The organism is Citrobacter sp. Cc139 (assembly GCF_030334645.1).
Classification (GTDB): Bacteria; Pseudomonadota; Gammaproteobacteria; order Enterobacterales; family Enterobacteriaceae; genus Citrobacter; species Citrobacter werkmanii.
In genome coordinates this window covers 120,568-138,242 of sequence record NZ_JAOWDM010000082.1, presented here as the reverse complement: position 1 = coordinate 138,242, position 17,675 = coordinate 120,568, and the positions used below count along the sequence as shown (strand labels likewise).

The window sequence follows — 17,675 nt, the reverse complement described above, 5'->3', positions numbered from 1 at the left end:
ACATATGCTGAAAACGATTCGTAAACACGGTATTACTCTGGCGCTATTTGCCGCTGGATCTACGGGGTTAACCGCGGCAATCAATCAATTAACCAAATCCACTATCGATGAACAAGCGGCGTTGCAGCAAAAAGTATTGTTTGATCAGGTTCTGCCTGGCGATCGCTACAATAACGCGTTGTCTGAGAGTTGCTATCTGGTGAACGCGCAGGCGTTAGGTAAAGGGACTCACCGTGTGTATATCGCGCGCCAGGACGATCGACCTGTTGCGGCAATTCTCGAAGCCACTGCCCCAGATGGTTATTCCGGCGCTATTCAGCTGTTGGTTGGTGTGGATTTCACAGGTACCGTATTGGGCACACGCGTGACTGAACACCATGAAACGCCGGGGCTGGGCGATAAAATTGAGCTGCGTCTGTCCGACTGGATCACCCACTTTAGCGGCAAAACGATCGGCGCGGGTAACGATGCCCATTGGGCGGTGAAGAAAGATGGCGGCGACTTCGACCAGTTTACTGGCGCAACCATTACGCCGCGTGCGGTAGTTAATGCGGTGAAACGCGCCGGTTTGTATGCGCAGACGTTGCCAGCGCAACTCCCTCAACTTAGCGCCTGTGGAGAATAAACCATGAGCGAAATTAAAGATGTCATTGTCCAGGGGTTATGGAAAAATAACTCCGCGCTTGTGCAGTTACTTGGTATGTGCCCGCTGTTGGCGGTAACGTCTACCGCCACCAATGCGTTAGGTCTGGGACTGGCGACTACGCTCGTCCTGACGTTGACGAACCTGACCATTTCAGCCCTGCGTCGCTGGACACCGTCTGAAATTCGTATTCCGATTTATGTCATGATCATCGCTTCCGTCGTGAGTGCGGTACAGATGCTGATTAATGCTTACGCTTTTGGCCTGTATCAGTCTCTGGGGATCTTTATTCCGCTGATTGTGACCAACTGTATTGTTGTTGGTCGTGCTGAAGCCTTCGCGGCTAAAAAAGGCCCGGCATTATCCGCCCTTGATGGGTTCTCCATCGGTATGGGCGCAACTGGGGCCATGTTTGTTCTGGGCTCGCTGCGTGAAATAATTGGTAACGGCACGCTATTTGATGGCGCAGACGGTCTGTTAGGCAGTTGGGCTAAAGTACTACGCGTAGAGATCTTCCATACCGATACGCCGTTTCTGCTGGCCATGCTGCCACCGGGCGCTTTCATTGGTCTGGGTCTGATGCTGGCGGTGAAATATCTGATCGATGAGAAAATGAAGAAACGTCGTGCCGAAGCGGCTGTTGCAGACAGTCCGGTTGGTGAAACAGGGAATGTGTAATGAACAAAGCAAAACGGCTGGAAATACTGACACGCCTGCGTGATAACAATCCGCATCCGACCACTGAGCTGAATTTTACATCGCCGTTCGAACTGCTGATTTCGGTCTTGCTCTCCGCGCAGGCCACCGATGTCAGCGTCAATAAAGCCACGGCTAAGCTGTACCCTGTCGCCAATACCCCTGCCGCTATGCTGGAGCTCGGCGTAGACGGGGTTAAGTCCTACATCAAGACAATCGGGTTGTTCAACAGCAAAGCGGAGAACGTGATTAAGACCTGCCGCATTCTGCTGGAAAAACATAATGGCGAAGTGCCAGAAGACCGGGCCGCATTAGAGGCCCTGCCCGGGGTTGGGCGAAAAACAGCCAATGTGGTGTTAAATACCGCCTTCGGTTGGCCTACCATTGCGGTAGATACCCATATTTTTCGCGTCTGTAATCGCACGCAATTTGCGCCAGGCAAAAACGTCGAGCAGGTAGAGGAAAAATTACTGAAAGTCGTACCGAGTGAATTTAAAGTCGATTGCCATCACTGGTTAATCCTTCATGGCCGCTACACCTGTATTGCCAGAAAACCGCGCTGCGGTTCTTGCATCATCGAAGATCTCTGCGAATTCAAAGAGAAAGTTGATATCTGATACTGATGGGGCGTTCCCTTTGCCCCTTTGACACATAACGATTAGTTATGCACTCCCTAAACAATCTTTTCCCGTCGATGATGCCATTCAACTGCGCATATCTAACGCATTATTCTTGCGTATAAACACCTGAGCAGGTTAATCGTTTTTTTAGTAATAGAAATTTCTATCTATACGTGATGCAGATCACTCAGACAACACAATGTTAAATAATTTTTATTTTTTAGTTAAAGTGACAATCAGATGACCTTACTGAACAGTTTCTAAACAAAACATTACACTGGCTATTTTTCAGATAATGGCCTATATCACTGGATTCAACCGCAAATAGCAGAACATATCGCCGCATTACGGTTTTTGGGTGACTTAAACAGTGTAAAAATCTGCGATTTTTCAAATGAAAAAATTTAACGCTAGATAACATTTCTCTGTACCGATGATTTCACCACCCAGGATATATGTAACAGATTATTACAAACCACTTGTCTGAATGGTCAAGATAGTGAACATTACTTGCCGTTTCCCCTCCCACTATAACAATCGGACGGATGAACTTGATTCATCACGTACCTGAACACCCCCGTTGATATGGGATGTAAAAAAAGAGGTAAAAGTGTCTACTGCAAACAATAAACCAACAGAAAGCGTTAGTTTAAACGCCTTCAAACAACCGAAAGCGTTCTATCTCATTTTCTCGATAGAGCTGTGGGAACGTTTTGGTTATTACGGCCTGCAAGGGATTATGGCCGTCTACCTGGTTAAGCAACTGGGTATGTCAGAAGCGGATTCCATCACCCTTTTCTCGTCCTTTAGCGCCCTGGTGTATGGTCTGGTTGCCATCGGCGGCTGGTTAGGTGATAAAGTTCTGGGAACAAAACGTGTCATTATGCTGGGCGCCATTGTTCTGGCCATCGGTTATGCGCTGGTTGCATGGTCCGGTCACGATGCCGGTATTGTTTATATGGGCATGGCGGCCATCGCGGTCGGTAACGGCCTGTTTAAAGCCAACCCATCCTCCCTGCTCTCTACCTGCTATGCAAAAGATGACCCGCGTCTTGATGGTGCATTTACCATGTACTACATGTCCGTCAACATCGGTTCATTCTTCTCTATGCTGGCAACGCCATGGTTAGCTGCGCGTTACGGCTGGAGCACCGCGTTCGCGCTGAGCGTCGTAGGTATGCTGATCACCGTGGTTAACTTCGCATTCTGTCAGCGCTGGGTTAAACAGTACGGTTCTAAACCTGACTTTGAGCCGATCAACTTCCGTAACCTGCTGCTGACCATCGCTGGCGTTGTGGTTCTGATTGCGATTGCGACCTGGCTGCTGCACAACCAGGAAATCGCCCGTATGGTTCTGGGTGTGATTGCCATTGGTATCGTATTTATCTTCGGTAAAGAAGCCTTCACCATGCACGGTGCTGCGCGTCGTAAAATGATCGTCGCCTTCATTCTGATGCTGGAAGCGATTATCTTCTTCGTGCTGTACAGCCAGATGCCGACTTCACTGAACTTCTTCGCGATTCGTAACGTTGAACACTCTATTCTGGGTATTGCTTTTGAACCTGAGCAGTACCAGGCGCTGAACCCGTTCTGGATCATCATTGGTAGCCCAATCCTCGCCGCTATCTATAACAAGATGGGTGATACGCTGCCGATGCCGACCAAGTTCGCGATTGGTATGGTGCTGTGCTCCGGTGCGTTCCTGATCCTGCCGCTGGGTGCGAAATTCGCCACCGATGCGGGCATTGTTTCTGTTAACTGGCTGATCATCTGCTATGGCCTGCAAAGCATCGGTGAGCTGATGATTTCCGGTTTGGGTCTGGCCATGGTGGCGCAGCTGGTTCCGCAGCGTCTGATGGGCTTCATCATGGGTAGCTGGTTCCTGACCACTGCCGGTGCAAACATCATCGGCGGTTACGTCGCCAACATGATGGCAGTTCCAGAAAACGTGACTGACCCGCTGATGTCTCTGGAAGTCTACGGTCGTGTGTTCCTGCAGATTGGTGTTGCAACGGCGGTTATCGCTGTTCTGATGCTGCTGACGGCGCCGAAACTGAATCGTATGACTCAGGACGATGACGTTAATGAGAAAGCCTCTAAGGCCGCGACAGCGTAATTCTCAGGGAAACTCATTTTCAGGCCGCTAACTGTTGTTAGCGGCTTTTTTTTTACCTGAGGTAGCACTACCATACGATAAACCTCAGCCAAAAGGAGTTACCGATGAAACTATTCTACAAACCGGGCGCTTGTTCTCTCGCTTCCCACATCACGCTGCGTGAGAGCGGTAAAGATTTCACGCTGGATGGTGTCGATTTGATGAAGAAACGTCTGGAAAACGGCGATGATTTTTTCGCGGTAAACCCCAAAGGACAAGTTCCCGCGCTGCTGCTGGACGACGGTACATTACTAACCGAAGGCGTCGCCATCATGCAGTACCTGGCGGACACAGTGCCAGACCGCCACCTCCTCGCCCCTACCAGCAGCCTCTCCCGTTACAAAACCATCGAATGGCTTAATTACATTGCGACAGAACTGCATAAAGGTTTTACCCCGCTGTTCCGTCCCGATACACCGGAAGACTTCAAGCCAACCGTTCGCGCGCAGCTGGAGAAAAAAATGCAGTACGTGAATGAATCGCTGAAAGATGGGCAATGGATCTGCGGCCCGCGCTTCAGCATTGCAGACGCTTATCTGTTCACCGTGCTGCGTTGGGCTTATGCGGTTAAGCTGAATATGGCAGGATTAAGCCATATCGAGGCGTATATGGCGCGTATGGCTGAACGCCCGGCGGTTGCCGCAGCGCTTAAAGCAGAAGGGTTGAGCTAATCACTAATGTGCCGGATGGCGGCGCCAGGCGCTTTATCCGGCCTACTTACTTGGCTGGCCGACGGCCAAACGTACGCCCGATAAGCGTGAGCGCCATCGGGCATTGATTACAACTGCGTCGCGCTAAAGTAGTGTTCAGGCATCGCGATACGATCCTGAGCGGCTACCACCTGCAGTTCATACTCATGCATTTCTTTGGTGGCGATCATCACTTCGTACACTGCCGCCGTCACATGCTCAAGCGCCTGCTGTAAAGACGCGCCCTGGAGCAGTTTCACCAGCAGCAAGCCGCTGGTAACGTCACCCACGCCAACCGGCTGACGCGCGCCAAAATCAACTAATGGGCGGCTGATATGCCACGCCTGTTGCGCAGTGACCAGCAGCATCTCGAAACGATCGGTGCTAATACCTGCGCGAGCCAGATGCTTCACCAGCACAATTTCTGGCCCCTGGGCGATCAGCTCACGGGCAGCCATCACCGCTTCAGTTACATTGTGAACTGCATGTTCGCACAGAATTTCTAATTCAACCAGGTTCGGGGCAATAATGTCGCTAGCGGGAAGCGCATGACGCACATGAAATTCCGCCACGCCCGGCGCGACGATACACCCTTTCTCCGGATGCCCCATCACGGGGTCACAAAAGTATTTTGCCCGCGGATTGGCCGCTTTAACCTGGCGCACAATACCCAGAATATGCTCACCCTGCTCTGCCGAGCCAAGATAGCCGCTTAGTACTGCGTCACAGGTCTGGAGTTTATCGATATCGGCAATACCCTGCACGATTTCAGTCAGATGAGTCGGCGGCATAACGCAACCGGTCCATTTGCCGTACTGCGTGTGGTTAGAGAACTGCACGGTATTTAGCGGCCAGACATTTGCGCCAAGACGACGCATCGGAAATTCAGCCGCGCTGTTGCCCGCATGACCAAAAACAACGTGGGACTGGATGGCGAGGATATTTTTCATTTTACTTATCACAACCCTGAAAAAATAAAGGGGCGTAGTTTCCCACGCCCCTGCTAACTAAATCTTACTTCCAGCAAATCAGACAATAGTTCTTCTTGCCACGGCGCAGTAAGGTATAGCGCCCGAAGAGGATATCACTCTCCTGGAAGAAATATTCCGGATCGGATTGCTTCTCACCGTTGATGGTCACCGCGTTAGACGCAATGGTCTTACGCGCCTGGCCGCGAGACGGTTGCAGTTCGGAATCGACCAGCGCCTGCATCAGATCCGCACCTTTCTCCATCTCAATCATCGGCACGCCATCCTGCGCCAGCTGTTCGAAATCCGCTTCGCTCAAATCGCTCAGGTTGCCGTTGAACAAGCTTTCGGTAATGCGTTTTGCCGCAACCAGACCTTCTTCACCGTGAACCAGACGTGTGACCTGCTCAGCCAGAACATACTGGGCGCGCGGTGCTTTACCACTGTTCTTATCTTCTTCTTCCAGCGCATTGATCTCTTCAATGTCCATGAACGTGAAGAATTTCAGGAAGCGATAAACGTCCGCATCGGCGGTGTTGATCCAGAACTGGTAGAATTTGTACGGACTGGTTTTCTTCGGATCCAGCCACACTGCGCCGCCTTCGGTCTTACCGAATTTGGTGCCGTCCGCTTTGGTGATCAGCGGAACGGTCAAACCAAATACCTGATTCTGGTGCAGACGGCGGGTCAGGTCGATACCTGAGGTAATGTTACCCCACTGGTCAGAACCACCAATCTGCAGCGTCACGCCGTGCAGTTTATTCAGGCAGGCAAAGTCATAGCCCTGCAGCAGATTGTAAGAAAACTCGGTAAAGGAGATCCCCTGATCGTCACGGTTCAGACGTTGCTTAACCGCTTCTTTGTTGATCATCTGGTTAACAGAGAAGTGTTTGCCGATATCACGCAGGAAAGTCAGTACATTCATACCGCCAAACCAGTCGTAGTTGTTCGCAGCAATCGCCGAGTTGTCGCCACAGTCGAAATCGAGGAACGGTGCAACCTGCTTACGGATTTTATCCACCCACTCCTGCACGGTGTCTTCGGTATTCAGTTTACGCTCGGCGGCTTTAAAGCTCGGGTCACCAATCAGACCGGTCGCGCCACCTACCAGTGCAACAGGCTTATGGCCTGCCTGCTGGAAGCGTTTCAGGCATAACAATGGAACCAGATGCCCCAAATGCAAGCTGTCAGCGGTAGGATCGAAGCCGCAATAGAGCGCGATCGGGCCTTGCGCCAGTCGCTCTGCTAACGCTTCCTCGTCCGTCACCTGGGCCACCAGCCCCCGCTCTTGCAATTGTTTAATCAAGTTACTGCTTGCCATCAAAATCTCCATGTATAAAACGACTGCACCTTTGCCGGTACACGACTTTTCGCCTGATGCGAAAGAAACATAGAATAAAGCGCCGGATTGATCAGCACCAGCGCTTAAAACAAGAATTTTGCATCTTTAGGGGGCCAGACGATCAATTTTCCACGCGTTATCTTCACGTTGGTATAAAAAACGATCGTGCAGACGATTTTCGCCGCCCTGCCAAAACTCCATTTGTTCAATACTTACGCGAAAGCCGCCCCAGAAACTGGGCAACGGAACTTCCCCTTGCTGAAACTTCTGCTTCAGCTCAAGGAATTTGCTTTCAAGAATGCCGCGAGCGGAGATTCGACTGGACTGTTTAGATACCCAGGCGCCAATCTGGCTGTCGCGTGGGCGACTGTGGAAGTACTTCACCACCTCAAGCGTGGAAAGGCGCTCAGCCTTGCCAATCACCATCACCTGCCGTTCCAGGGTATGCCATGGGAACAACAGACTGATACGGGGGTTCTTCTCGATTTGATGCGCCTTGCGGCTACCGAGGTTGGTATAGAAAACCAGCCCTTTGTCATCATAATGTTTGAGCAACACGATGCGCTGATACGGCTGACCGTTTTCATCAACGGTCGCAACAACCATAGCAGTAGGGTCTGCCAGTTTGGCATCGCAGGCTTGCCCCAGCCAACGCTCAAACAGCGCAAGGGGCTCGGCGGGAAGATCGTGGCGGCGAAGACCGCCTTTCGTGTATTCACGGCGCAGATGCGCGATTTGCTGCAATTCGTCGTTATCAGACATGATGTTGGGCTACGGATTGTCAGTGGGTGACGCTATTGTGCGCCGCCCAGGTGAAAATCTCAACGCTTCGGGTTCTGTAACTGACAGTTATTTAGCACAATTCTGTCTCGTTTATAGACCGTTGCCTCGTCGCCTTTAGACCAGAAGACGTAGATACCATCCGTATAGCGCGCCCCCGATGCCGACATGCCCTGTTTGAGGTTCAATAGCTGATTATCATAAACAAAGTTCACTTCCTGGCGCGTATTGTTCAGCTTCACGGTAAGCGGTTTTTCGTCACAGCGGTATTCAAGCGTGTCGGTTTGCATACGCTCAACAAATTGGTTGTACACGCTGCACCCGCTAAGCAGTACCGGCAGACATACTAACAACAGTTTTTTCATAGCCCTATCCTGAAGACTTTCCTGGTCCCGGAGGGTAATGGCACCCTCCCTAATATCCCTAGTTTACCGGTATGCCGCGCTGAATAATTTCAGTTAACTCTGAGTTCGCGGATTGGCAGGATAAATCGCCCCTAACACGCTCGGCTCTGACGCCCCGGTCACAGAAGGTAAATTTCCCGGTAATCCAGCCAGCGTTCGCCACGCCAGCCAGGCAAAGGCTAACGCTTCCATATCGTCGCCGCTGATCCCGGCTTCATCGGTAGAGGTAACTTCGGTACCTGGCAATAACGCCGCCAGACGCATCATCAGCAGGGGATTACGGCTTCCACCTCCACATACCATGAGGCGATCGCAACCGCCGCTTAACAAGACCTGCTCTGAAATGGTGACGGCCGTCAGCTCGGCAAGCGTTGCCTGTACATCGCGTGGGCTGATTCCCGGGAACTGCGCCAGATGACGCTCTATCCAGCCGTAATTGAAATACTCACGACCAGTGCTTTTGGGCGCGGGCGTGGAAAAATAAGGGTCGTTAAGCATATTTTGCAGCAACGGCAGGACTACCGTTCCTGAAATGGCCCACTGCGCATCTTTGTCGTAGGGTTGACCGCATTGCCGCCAGATCCAGGCATCCATCAGCATATTGCCCGGCCCGGTGTCGTATCCACGAACGGGTTGTTGCGGAATAAGCAGAGACAAATTGGCAATTCCGCCGATGTTCAGCACCATCCGCCGTTCCGTAGGATGAGCCAACAGTGCCTGATGAAACGCAGGAACAAGTGGCGCGCCCTGCCCACCGAGCGCGATGTCACGTCGACGAAAATCGCCGACGACGGTTATCCCGGTACGCGCGACAATCTGGTTGTTATCACCAATTTGCAGCGTGTGCGGCGCGGCGCCGTTCGGTTCATGCCACACGGTTTGTCCGTGGCAACCAATCGCCACGATATCCTGCGGTTTCAATTTTTCCTTCGCCAGTAGCGCATTTACCGCCTCAGCAAAAAGATAACCCAGTTGCGCGTCCAATTGACCAAACTGAGAAAGCGTAAGCTGCTGCCCCTGGCAGATATCCAGAATCGCCTGTTTTACATGACCAGGGATAGGCCAGGTCAGACTCGCCTGCTGTGCAACCATCGTTTCATCTATTGTCGCCAGCACAACATCGACGCCATCAAGGCTGGTTCCAGACATAACACCGATAAAACGGCCCGATTTCATACGTCATCCTTTTAAGCAAATTAGCCTTGACACTCAACCATAAAGTGCAGACTAATGCCATGCTTCCTGAATGATTTTTGAGAGGAAATCATGCCAACGGTCGCTTAATTACATCAATTATATGAATGATTCGTTTATACTCGGTTGATCCGATTTCGGTTAAGATTTTCATATTGTGCCAGTGGAACATGTGACCTCAGGCTCACAAATGCCATATAATTTAACCATGATGGGGCTTTATTAGCGTTTCGTGGTGACAAAGGAGATTTGTAAATGATTAAACGTGTGCTGATTGTTTCATTAATGGGCGTATCTTTAGCGGGCTGCGTGAACAATGATAGCCTTTCAGGCGACGTATATACCGCATCCGAAGCGAAACAAGTTCAGAACGTTACCTACGGTACGATTGTTCATGTTCGTCCGGTGCAAATCCAGGGTGGCGATGACGCAAACGTTATTGGCGCTATCGGTGGTGCGGTGCTTGGCGGGTTCCTGGGTAACACCGTCGGCGGCGGTACGGGTCGTTCATTAGCGACGGCTGCAGGCGCAGTTGCCGGTGGCGTTGCGGGCCAGGGCGTGCAAGGCGCGATGAATAAAACTCAGGGTGTCGAACTGGAAATCCGTAAGGATGATGGTAATACCATCATGGTGGTTCAGAAACAGGGCGCGACCAAATTCTCTGCGGGTCAGCGTGTTGTTATGGCGAATAACGGTAGCCAGGTTACCGTGTCTCCACGTTAATCGAATTTACGTGTGGTCAGGCTCTGGCCACACGTTATCTCTCGTCTCAGCCCTGAGACTGCAGTTCAATAATATTGTGTTCCAGTCTGGCGACCAGTTTTATCAGCAGATCAATTTCCTCAGCTGAAATCCCTTCCAGAATCTCTCCACGTGTCTTGTTGATAACCGCTTCCATATCTGCGATCAGTGGTTCGGCTTTCTCGGTCAGTTTAATTCTCTTTGCCCGACGATCGCTGGCGCAAGTCTGTCGTGAAATGAGTCCCTTTTCTTCCAACTGGTCAAGCGTACGTACCAGCGAAGGCTGTTCGATGCCTATCGCTTTAGCCAACTGGATCTGCGATTGATCCGGTGGCAACTGATGAATGTTGTGCAGCGTAACCCAATGCGTCTGCGTCAACTCCAGAGGTTTCAGGCGATGGTCAATCAGAGCACGCCAAATGCGCACCAACCGTGCCAGATCAGAACCTAATGGCGATTCCAATTTCATCTCCTTATAATTAGCTTGCTAAGTTATTGTACTGATTTTAGAATAGTGTGCAGCATTTGTATTCTCAAAACAAATGTATTGCCAAATTTGCTTACCGGTTGACATTTTTTCAGACATTATGTGTTACAGAGACTCATCGTCTCTTTTTTGCTAAACCTATAGCAATGCTCTCTTCCGTCAAGGATTTTGCCCGTGAAGTTTATGTTTAATGCAACAGGATTGCCCCTACAAGATTTAATGATCGGTGCATCTGTCTACTTCCCTCCCATTTTCAAGGCGTTTGTCGCAGGGTTTATTCTCTGGTTGGTTATTCATCGCCTGCTGCGCGACTGGATTTATTCCGGTGAGATCTGGCATCCCCTGTTGATGGATCTGTCTCTCTTTACGCTTAGCGTAGGTCTGGCCTTTGTTCTGCTGATTGTGTGGTGATTATGTCGCTCAAAACCATTAAATACTTCTCAACCATTATAGTCGCTGCAATCGCAGTTTTTGCCGGATGGTGGATGTGGAATTACTATATGCAATCGCCCTGGACACGTGATGGCAAAGTGCGCGCAGAACAGGTCAGCATCACACCGCAGGTTTCGGGCAGCATTAATGAACTCAATATAAAAGATAACCAGTTCGTGAATAAAGGTGATGTCCTGTTTACTATCGACAAGACGCCGTTTCACATTGCTGAACTGAATGCGCAAGCACAGCTGGCGAAAGCTCAATCCGATCTGGCAAAAGCGAATAACGAAGCCAATCGCCGTCGTCACTTATCGCAAAATTATATCTCAGCCGAAGATCTGGATACCGCCAACCTCAACGTAAAAGCGATGCAGGCAAGCGTTGAAGCAGCCGAGGCCAGTTTGCGCCAGGCGCAATGGCAACTGTCGCAAACGGTCGTCAAAGCGCCCGTAGCGGGCTGGGTCACCAACCTTTCAACCCGCACCGGCGACTACGCCTCAACCGGTAAGCCGCTGTTTGCTCTTGTCGACAGCCACTCTTTTTATGTAATGGGGTATTTTGAAGAAACGAAGTTGCGTCACATACGCGAAGGCGCACCGGCGTTAATTACGCTCTACAGCGGCAACGTTAAGTTACAGGGTCACGTCTCCAGCATCGGTCGCGCAATTTATGACCAAAGTGTTGAAAGCGATTCCGGTCTGATTCCCGACATCAAACCTAACGTGCCGTGGGTACGTCTGGCGCAGCGTGTCCCTGTACGCATTGAATTTGACGCTTTGCCGCAGGATGTCACACTGGTTTCTGGTACCACCTGTAGCGTCTCCATCGGCCAGCGTAAATGAAAATGCCCCCCCTGACGCCAGGCAATTGGCCATGGTTTAAAGCCACGCCGGCACAGTGGCGTTATGCGCTGCGTAACACCATTGCAATGTGTCTGGCGTTAACCTTCGCCTATTATCTCAATCTGGACGAGCCCTATTGGGCGATGACTTCGGCGGCGGTGGTGAGTTTCCCTACCGTCGGCGGGGTGATCAGCAAAAGCCTGGGCCGTGTAGCTGGTAGTTTACTTGGCGCGACAGCCGCACTGATTATTGCCGGCCATACCCTCAATGAACCGTGGCTTTTTCTGCTGAGCATGTCAGTCTGGATCGGCTTTTGTACCTGGGCCTGCGCGCATTTTACTAATAACGTCGCCTACGCCTTTCAACTGGCGGGTTACACGGCGGCGATCATCGCGTTTCCCATGGTCAATACCGTCGAGATCACGCAGTTATGGGATATCGCGCAGGCCCGCGTATGCGAGGTCATTGTCGGCATCTTGTGCGGGGGTATGATGATGATGATCCTACCCAGCACCTCCGATGGCACCACGTTGCTTACAGCACTGAAAAACATGCATACGCGTTTGCTGGAACATGCCAGTTTGCTCTGGCAACCGGAGACAACGGATGCCATCCGCACGGCACATGAAGGTGTTATCGGTCAGATTCTGACCATGAACCTGTTGCGTATACAGGCGTTCTGGAGTCACTACCGCTTTCGCCGCCAAAATGCCTTACTCAATTCGCTGTTGCATCAGCAGCTACGTATGACCAGCGTGATTTCCAGCCTGCGCAGAATGCTGCTGAACTGGCCTAACCCTCCCGCTAATACCCGCGATATCATTGAGCAATTACTTGGCGCGCTGGTCAAATCCAATACCGACAGCTATACCGTCGCGCGTATTATCGCCCCACTGCGGCCCGTCGATGCCCGCGATTATCGACACGTCGCCTTCTGGCAACGGCTGCGCTATTTTTGCCGCCTCTACTTACGTAGCAGCCATTACCTGCATTTGCTGGAAAATGGCGTTACCGCCGAACGTATCAATGTTGCTCGTACGCCAGGGCTTGCCCGCCATACCGATAATGCGGAAGCTATCTGGAGCGGGTTGCGCACGTTCTGCACTTTGATGCTTATCGGCGCATGGAGCATTGGCGCACAATGGGAATCAGGATCTGGCGCACTCACGCTCGCGGCCATCAGCAGCGTGTTGTATTCCGCCGTTGCCACGCCCTTCAAATCACTTTCCTTGTTAATGCGCACGTTGGTTCTGTTGTCGCTGTTTAGCTTTGTGGTCAAGTTTGGTTTGATGGTACAAATTACCGACCTCTGGCAGTTCATCCTGTTTCTCTTCCCGCTCCTCGCCACTATGCAGTTGTTAAAGCTACAAATGCCTGCGCTGGCGGGGCTTTGGGGGCAGCTTATCGTGTTTATGGGATCATTCATCGCGGTAACGAATCCCCCGGTATACGATTTTGCTGATTTTCTGAATGACAATTTGGCGAAAATCACCGGCGTGGCGCTGTCATGGCTGGCATTCGCCATTCTACGCCCCGGATCGGATGCGCGGAAAAGCCGCCGTCATATTCGCGCCCTACGTCGGGATTTTGTCGATCAGCTCAGCCGACATCCTGCACTCAGTGAGAATGAATTTGAATCGTTGACCTATCATCACGTCAGCCAGCTGAGTAACAGTCAGGATGCGCTGGCGAGGCGTTGGTTATTACGTTGGGGGGTTGTCTTGCTGAACTGCTCGCATGTGGTGTGGCAACTGCGTACCTGGGAGGCGCGCTCAGATCCGCTGGCTCGCGTCAGGGACGTATGTATCGCGTTGCTTCGCGACGTGATGAGTGAGCGCGGCGTCCAACAACGACCGTTGAATGCCACGCTAAGCGAGCTACAACGTATCTGCGATACGCTCGCCCACCATCACCAACCTGCTGCGCAGGAGTTGTCGGCCCTCGTCTGGCGGCTGCATTGCTCGCTGTCACAGCTTGAACAGGCACCACCACCGGGTACGCTAAGCAGCTGATTATTTGATAACGCCACAGGCGTAGCGCGCTCCGCCACCGCCAAGCGGTTTCGGTTGATCGGACATATTATCGCCGCCCACATGAATCATCAGCGCCTTACCTTTTACCTCATCCAGGGATTTAAGCCGGGGCGCAACGACCGGTGTTGTGGCGTTACCATCGTTATTCACCACCAGCAGCGGCAGGTCACCCATGTGGCCTGCACCTTCCGGGCCTTCGTGTTTACCCGTTTGGTGAGGGTCGTAATGTCCTCCCGCTGATTCCGCCGCTGACGCCTTCCCGTCTTTAATCGCCGGTTGGCAGCTGCCGTTGGCATGCACATGGAAACCATGTTCACCCGGCGGCAACGCTTTCAAATCGGGGGTAAATTCCAGCCCCTTTCCGGTTTCAGTAATTGAGACAGTACCAATCGCCTGGCCGACGCCTTGCGACGTCACCAGATTCATCGTCACTTTTTCTTCACTGGCAGCCTGCGCACCTGCACAGGCCAGTAAGGTAATAATGGCTAAACTCAAACGCTTCATAAGACCTCCGTCTAAAAGGTGTCTGATTGATAAGTGTAAACCAGTGACACAAATTTGAACGGTGAAGCGCCAAAAACGCGATTAAGGCACGTCATAACCGAGCGCGGCTTTACGGATTCGGAACCATTGTTGGCGAGACATGTTCAGCGCTTCGGACTCAATGGCGGCACGAACACGCTCGATTTTACCCGAACCAATAATCGGCAGCGGTTGCGAAGGCAGACGTAAGATCCAGGCGTACACCACCTGCTCAATAGACTGTGCGTTCAACTCTTCTGCGATCGCGGCCAGTTCATTGCGCAGCGGCTGGAAGGCATCGTCATTAAACAGACGACCGCCTCCGAGGCAGGACCAGGCCATCGGGCGGATACGCAGCTGTTGCAATTGATCTAATGTGCCATCCAGCAGGAGTGGCTGATGCACCGGTGAAATTTCAACCTGGTTGGTCGCCAGAGTAAACGGCAGACGCGATTGCAGCAGCGAGAACTGCGCAGGGGTAAAGTTAGAGACGCCAAAGTGGCGCACTTTGCCGCTATGGTGCAATTTTTTAAATGCGTCGGCCACATCGTCTGCATCCATCAGTGGATCGGGACGATGGATCAGCAGCAAATCAATATGATCGGTCGCCAACAGCTTTAACGATTGTTCCGCGCTGGCAATAATATGGTCGCTGTCGGTAATGTAGTGCCCGAGCGCATTTTCCGTGCGTGCCGTCGTGGCGATCCCGCATTTGGTGACAATCTGCATTTTCTCACGTAAATGCGGAGCCAGCTTCATCGCCTCGCCAAACGCTGCTTCACACTGGTATCCGCCGTAGATATCGGCGTGATCGACGGTGGTAACGCCCAGGTCAAGATGCTCTTCAATAAAGCTGACTAACTGACGCGTGGACATATTCCAGTCCATCAGGCGCCAGTAACCCATCACAAAGCGAGAAAATTCCGGGCCTTGCGGCGCAATAGTAATACGCTGAACCATAGCAGCTTCCTTATAAATGAATGTGCATCGAGTATACGCAATTACGCTTTTAAAAGAGTGAAGGTTGTTGCGGTTCTTCCGGCGGGTTGGGTTTGTTTGCACGTAATTTACGCATCAGGCGCTGACGACAAAGACGCAGCACGTCCTGCTTTTCGGCATCGCTCATTTTTTGCCAGTTAAAACGCTCATCCCGGCTACGAAAACAGCCACGGCAAAAGCCGCGCTCGTCAGACTGACATATACCACGGCATGGGCTCTGGACGGGGAAAAATTCCAGCTGTTCGGCCACATCCCCTCCTGTAGTAAGATTGATATATCTATTGAAGACGTTAACTGAATTTCTCGCAAGCGCTATTGCATTAGACCGACTGGTCTATTATGCTTCTTTCATGAACAAAGTCACTGAACACGATACACGCGAACATCTTCTGGCGACTGGCGAGCTGCTGTGCATGCAGCGTGGCTTCACCGGCATGGGTCTGAGTGAGCTACTGAAAACCGCTGAAGTGCCTAAGGGTTCGTTTTATCACTATTTTCGCTCAAAAGAAGCGTTCGGCGTCGCGATGCTGGAACGCCACTATGCGGCTTATCATCAGCGATTGGCTACGCATTTTGATACGGGGGCGGGAAATTACCGCGACAGGATTCTGGCTTACTATCAGGAAACCCTGAATCAGTTTAGCCAGCACGGCATTATTAGCGGTTGTTTAACCGTTAAACTGTCTGCCGAAGTGTGCGATCTGTCAGAAGATATGCGTACCGCGATGGATAAAGGCGCGCGACACATTATTGCGTTGCTGGCGCAGGCGCTGGAGAAAGGTCAGGCCAATCATTGTCTGTCTTTTGTTGGCGAGCCATTACAGCAGGCGCAGGTTTTGTATGCGCTGTGGCTGGGCGCCAATCTTCAGGCCAAGATTTCTCGTAGCGCCACGCCGCTGGAAAATGCGCTGGCGCACGTTAAAACCATCATTACAACGCCTGCCGTTTAACAGGCGTTTTTATTTCTTTTATTACTAGACGACCGGTCTATTCAGGAGTACCACATGTCATCTGAAAAATTGTTTTCCCCACTGAAAGTGGGTGCCATTACGGCAGCAAACCGCGTTTTTATGGCGCCATTGACGCGTCTGCGCAGCATTGAGCCTGGCGACATCCCTACTCCGCTGATGGCCGAGTATTACCGTCAACGCGCCAGCGCGGGACTCATCATCAGTGAAGCGACGCAGATTTCCGCCCAGGCGAAAGGCTATGCCGGTGCGCCGGGACTACACAGCGAAGCGCAGATTGCCGCATGGAAGAAAATCACTGCAGCCGTACATGCTGAGCAAGGTCATATTGCTGTCCAGTTGTGGCACACCGGGCGCATCTCCCACGCCAGTCTGCAGCCAAACGGCCAGCCACCGGTAGCACCTTCCGCGATTAGCGCCGGTACCCGCACCTCACTGCGCGATGAAAACGGTCTGGCGACGCGTGCCGATACGACTATGCCGCGCGCACTCGAAACGGAAGAAATTCCGGGTATCGTTAATGATTTCCGTCAGGCAATTGCTAACGCGCGTGAAGCGGGTTTCGACATGGTAGAACTGCACTCCGCCCACGGCTACCTGCTGCACCAGTTCCTGTCGCCAACCTCTAACCAGCGTACCGATCAATACGGCGGTAGCGTCGAGAATCGTGCGCGTCTGGTGCTGGAAGTTGTCGATGCCGGTATTAAAGAATGGGGTGCCGATCGCATTGGCATTCGCGTCTCTCCGATTGGCTCTTTCCAGAACGTCGACAACGGTCCGAATGAAGAAGCCGACGCGCTGTATCTGATTGAACAACTGGGCAAGCGCGGTATCGCTTATCTGCATATGTCTGAACCGGACTGGGCTGGTGGTGAGCCGTATTCCGACGCGTTCCGCGAGAAAGTGCGTGCCCGTTTCCACGGTCCGATCATTGGCGCGGGCGCTTACACGCCTGAAAAAGCCGAAACGCTGATCGAGAAAGGTCTGATCGACGCCGTTGCTTTTGGTCGCGCTTATATCGCTAACCCGGATCTGGTGACGCGTCTGCAACATAAAGCGGAACTGAACCCACAGCGTGCCGAAAGCTTCTACGGCGGTGGCGCGGAAGGTTACACCGATTACCCGACCCTCTAACGTCACAATCTCCGTTCTGCCAT

19 protein-coding genes and 1 pseudogene are annotated in these 17,675 nt (G+C 52.0%); 11 read left to right on the top strand and 9 right to left on the bottom strand.

The window, feature by feature from the left end:
• Window positions 1-4 precede the first annotated feature (4 nt).
• From rsxG to gstA, 5 genes are all read left to right on the top strand, one after another.
• A complete protein-coding gene (gene rsxG / locus OGV69_RS12870) occupies window positions 5-625 on the top strand; it encodes an electron transport complex subunit RsxG (protein WP_038640412.1) in 621 nt (206 codons plus the stop codon).
• A 3-nt stretch (window positions 626-628) separates the two neighbouring features.
• Window positions 629-1,321 (top strand): electron transport complex subunit E, encoded by a 693-nt coding sequence (locus tag OGV69_RS12865; RefSeq protein ID WP_038640410.1) that lies wholly within the window; start codon window positions 629-631, stop codon window positions 1,319-1,321.
• Complete coding sequence (nth, locus tag OGV69_RS12860) at window positions 1,321-1,956, top strand: endonuclease III (protein WP_038640407.1); 636 nt, start codon at window positions 1,321-1,323, stop codon at window positions 1,954-1,956. The genes OGV69_RS12865 and nth overlap by 1 nt, the downstream gene beginning before the upstream one ends.
• Before the next feature lie 613 nt (window positions 1,957-2,569).
• Complete coding sequence (gene dtpA, locus OGV69_RS12855; protein WP_038640405.1) at window positions 2,570-4,075, top strand: dipeptide/tripeptide permease DtpA; 1,506 nt, start codon at window positions 2,570-2,572, stop codon at window positions 4,073-4,075.
• Between the two features lie 104 nt (window positions 4,076-4,179).
• Window positions 4,180-4,785, top strand: a complete 606-nt coding sequence (gene gstA, locus OGV69_RS12850; protein ID WP_069324194.1) for a glutathione transferase GstA — start codon at window positions 4,180-4,182, stop codon at window positions 4,783-4,785.
• Between the two features lie 107 nt (window positions 4,786-4,892).
• Here the strand turns inward: gstA and pdxY are convergent, their stop codons facing one another.
• The 5 genes from pdxY to anmK form a co-directional block, all read right to left on the bottom strand.
• On the bottom strand, window positions 4,893-5,753 hold the full coding sequence (pdxY, locus tag OGV69_RS12845; RefSeq protein WP_038640402.1) for a pyridoxal kinase PdxY: 861 nt from the start codon (window positions 5,751-5,753) through the stop codon (window positions 4,893-4,895).
• 64 nt (window positions 5,754-5,817) lie between these two features.
• Window positions 5,818-7,092, bottom strand: coding sequence for a tyrosine--tRNA ligase (gene tyrS, locus OGV69_RS12840; RefSeq protein ID WP_038640399.1), 1,275 nt, complete (start codon window positions 7,090-7,092; stop codon window positions 5,818-5,820).
• A gap of 126 nt (window positions 7,093-7,218) precedes the next feature.
• A complete protein-coding gene (gene pdxH, locus OGV69_RS12835) occupies window positions 7,219-7,875 on the bottom strand; it encodes a pyridoxamine 5'-phosphate oxidase (RefSeq protein ID WP_038640396.1) in 657 nt (218 codons plus the stop codon).
• A 59-nt stretch (window positions 7,876-7,934) separates the two neighbouring features.
• Window positions 7,935-8,258: a C-type lysozyme inhibitor gene (mliC, locus tag OGV69_RS12830; RefSeq protein ID WP_038640393.1), complete on the bottom strand. Its 324-nt coding sequence runs from the start codon at window positions 8,256-8,258 to the stop codon at window positions 7,935-7,937.
• Between the two features lie 93 nt (window positions 8,259-8,351).
• Window positions 8,352-9,473, bottom strand: a complete 1,122-nt coding sequence (gene anmK, locus OGV69_RS12825) for an anhydro-N-acetylmuramic acid kinase (RefSeq protein ID WP_069324196.1) — start codon at window positions 9,471-9,473, stop codon at window positions 8,352-8,354.
• 273 nt (window positions 9,474-9,746) lie between these two features.
• On the opposite strand from anmK, the gene slyB reads away from it, so the two are divergent.
• The gene (gene slyB / locus OGV69_RS12820; protein ID WP_003029175.1) at window positions 9,747-10,214 is read left to right on the top strand and encodes an outer membrane lipoprotein SlyB; all 468 of its coding nucleotides are present in this window, start codon (window positions 9,747-9,749) and stop codon (window positions 10,212-10,214) included.
• A gap of 46 nt (window positions 10,215-10,260) precedes the next feature.
• Here the strand turns inward: slyB and slyA are convergent, their stop codons facing one another.
• A complete protein-coding gene (gene slyA, locus OGV69_RS12815) occupies window positions 10,261-10,701 on the bottom strand; it encodes a transcriptional regulator SlyA (protein ID WP_019076732.1) in 441 nt (146 codons plus the stop codon).
• Between the two features lie 192 nt (window positions 10,702-10,893).
• Between slyA and OGV69_RS12810 the strand changes: the two genes are divergently transcribed.
• From OGV69_RS12810 to OGV69_RS12800, 3 genes and pseudogenes are all read left to right on the top strand, one after another.
• The gene (locus tag OGV69_RS12810; RefSeq protein WP_069324197.1) at window positions 10,894-11,130 is read left to right on the top strand and encodes a DUF1656 domain-containing protein; all 237 of its coding nucleotides are present in this window, start codon (window positions 10,894-10,896) and stop codon (window positions 11,128-11,130) included.
• A 2-nt stretch (window positions 11,131-11,132) separates the two neighbouring features.
• On the top strand, window positions 11,133-11,996 hold the full coding sequence (locus OGV69_RS12805) for an efflux RND transporter periplasmic adaptor subunit (RefSeq protein WP_038640386.1): 864 nt from the start codon (window positions 11,133-11,135) through the stop codon (window positions 11,994-11,996).
• Window positions 11,993-14,033 (top strand): annotated as a pseudogene (locus OGV69_RS12800) (FUSC family protein). The gene OGV69_RS12805 and the pseudogene OGV69_RS12800 overlap by 4 nt, the downstream one beginning before the upstream one ends.
• Here OGV69_RS12800 and sodC read toward each other — a convergent pair.
• From sodC to OGV69_RS12785, 3 genes are all read right to left on the bottom strand, one after another.
• Window positions 14,009-14,533 carry a superoxide dismutase [Cu-Zn] SodC gene (gene sodC, locus OGV69_RS12795; protein ID WP_038640384.1) on the bottom strand — a complete coding sequence of 175 codons (525 nt, stop codon included), beginning with the start codon at window positions 14,531-14,533 and terminating at the stop codon, window positions 14,009-14,011. The pseudogene OGV69_RS12800 and the gene sodC sit on opposite strands and share 25 nt — an antisense overlap.
• Before the next feature lie 81 nt (window positions 14,534-14,614).
• Window positions 14,615-15,511, bottom strand: a complete 897-nt coding sequence (locus tag OGV69_RS12790; RefSeq protein WP_069324199.1) for an aldo/keto reductase — start codon at window positions 15,509-15,511, stop codon at window positions 14,615-14,617.
• A gap of 49 nt (window positions 15,512-15,560) precedes the next feature.
• Window positions 15,561-15,800, bottom strand: a complete 240-nt coding sequence (locus tag OGV69_RS12785; protein ID WP_038640381.1) for a DUF1289 domain-containing protein — start codon at window positions 15,798-15,800, stop codon at window positions 15,561-15,563.
• Between the two features lie 100 nt (window positions 15,801-15,900).
• Between OGV69_RS12785 and OGV69_RS12780 the strand changes: the two genes are divergently transcribed.
• Together OGV69_RS12780 and OGV69_RS12775 are read left to right on the top strand one after the other, a co-directional pair.
• On the top strand, window positions 15,901-16,500 hold the full coding sequence (locus tag OGV69_RS12780) for a TetR/AcrR family transcriptional regulator (protein WP_038640379.1): 600 nt from the start codon (window positions 15,901-15,903) through the stop codon (window positions 16,498-16,500).
• 54 nt (window positions 16,501-16,554) lie between these two features.
• Entirely contained in the window at window positions 16,555-17,652 is a 1,098-nt protein-coding gene (locus tag OGV69_RS12775; protein WP_204563467.1) for an alkene reductase, read from the top strand.
• The last annotated feature ends 23 nt before the right edge of the window (window positions 17,653-17,675 follow it).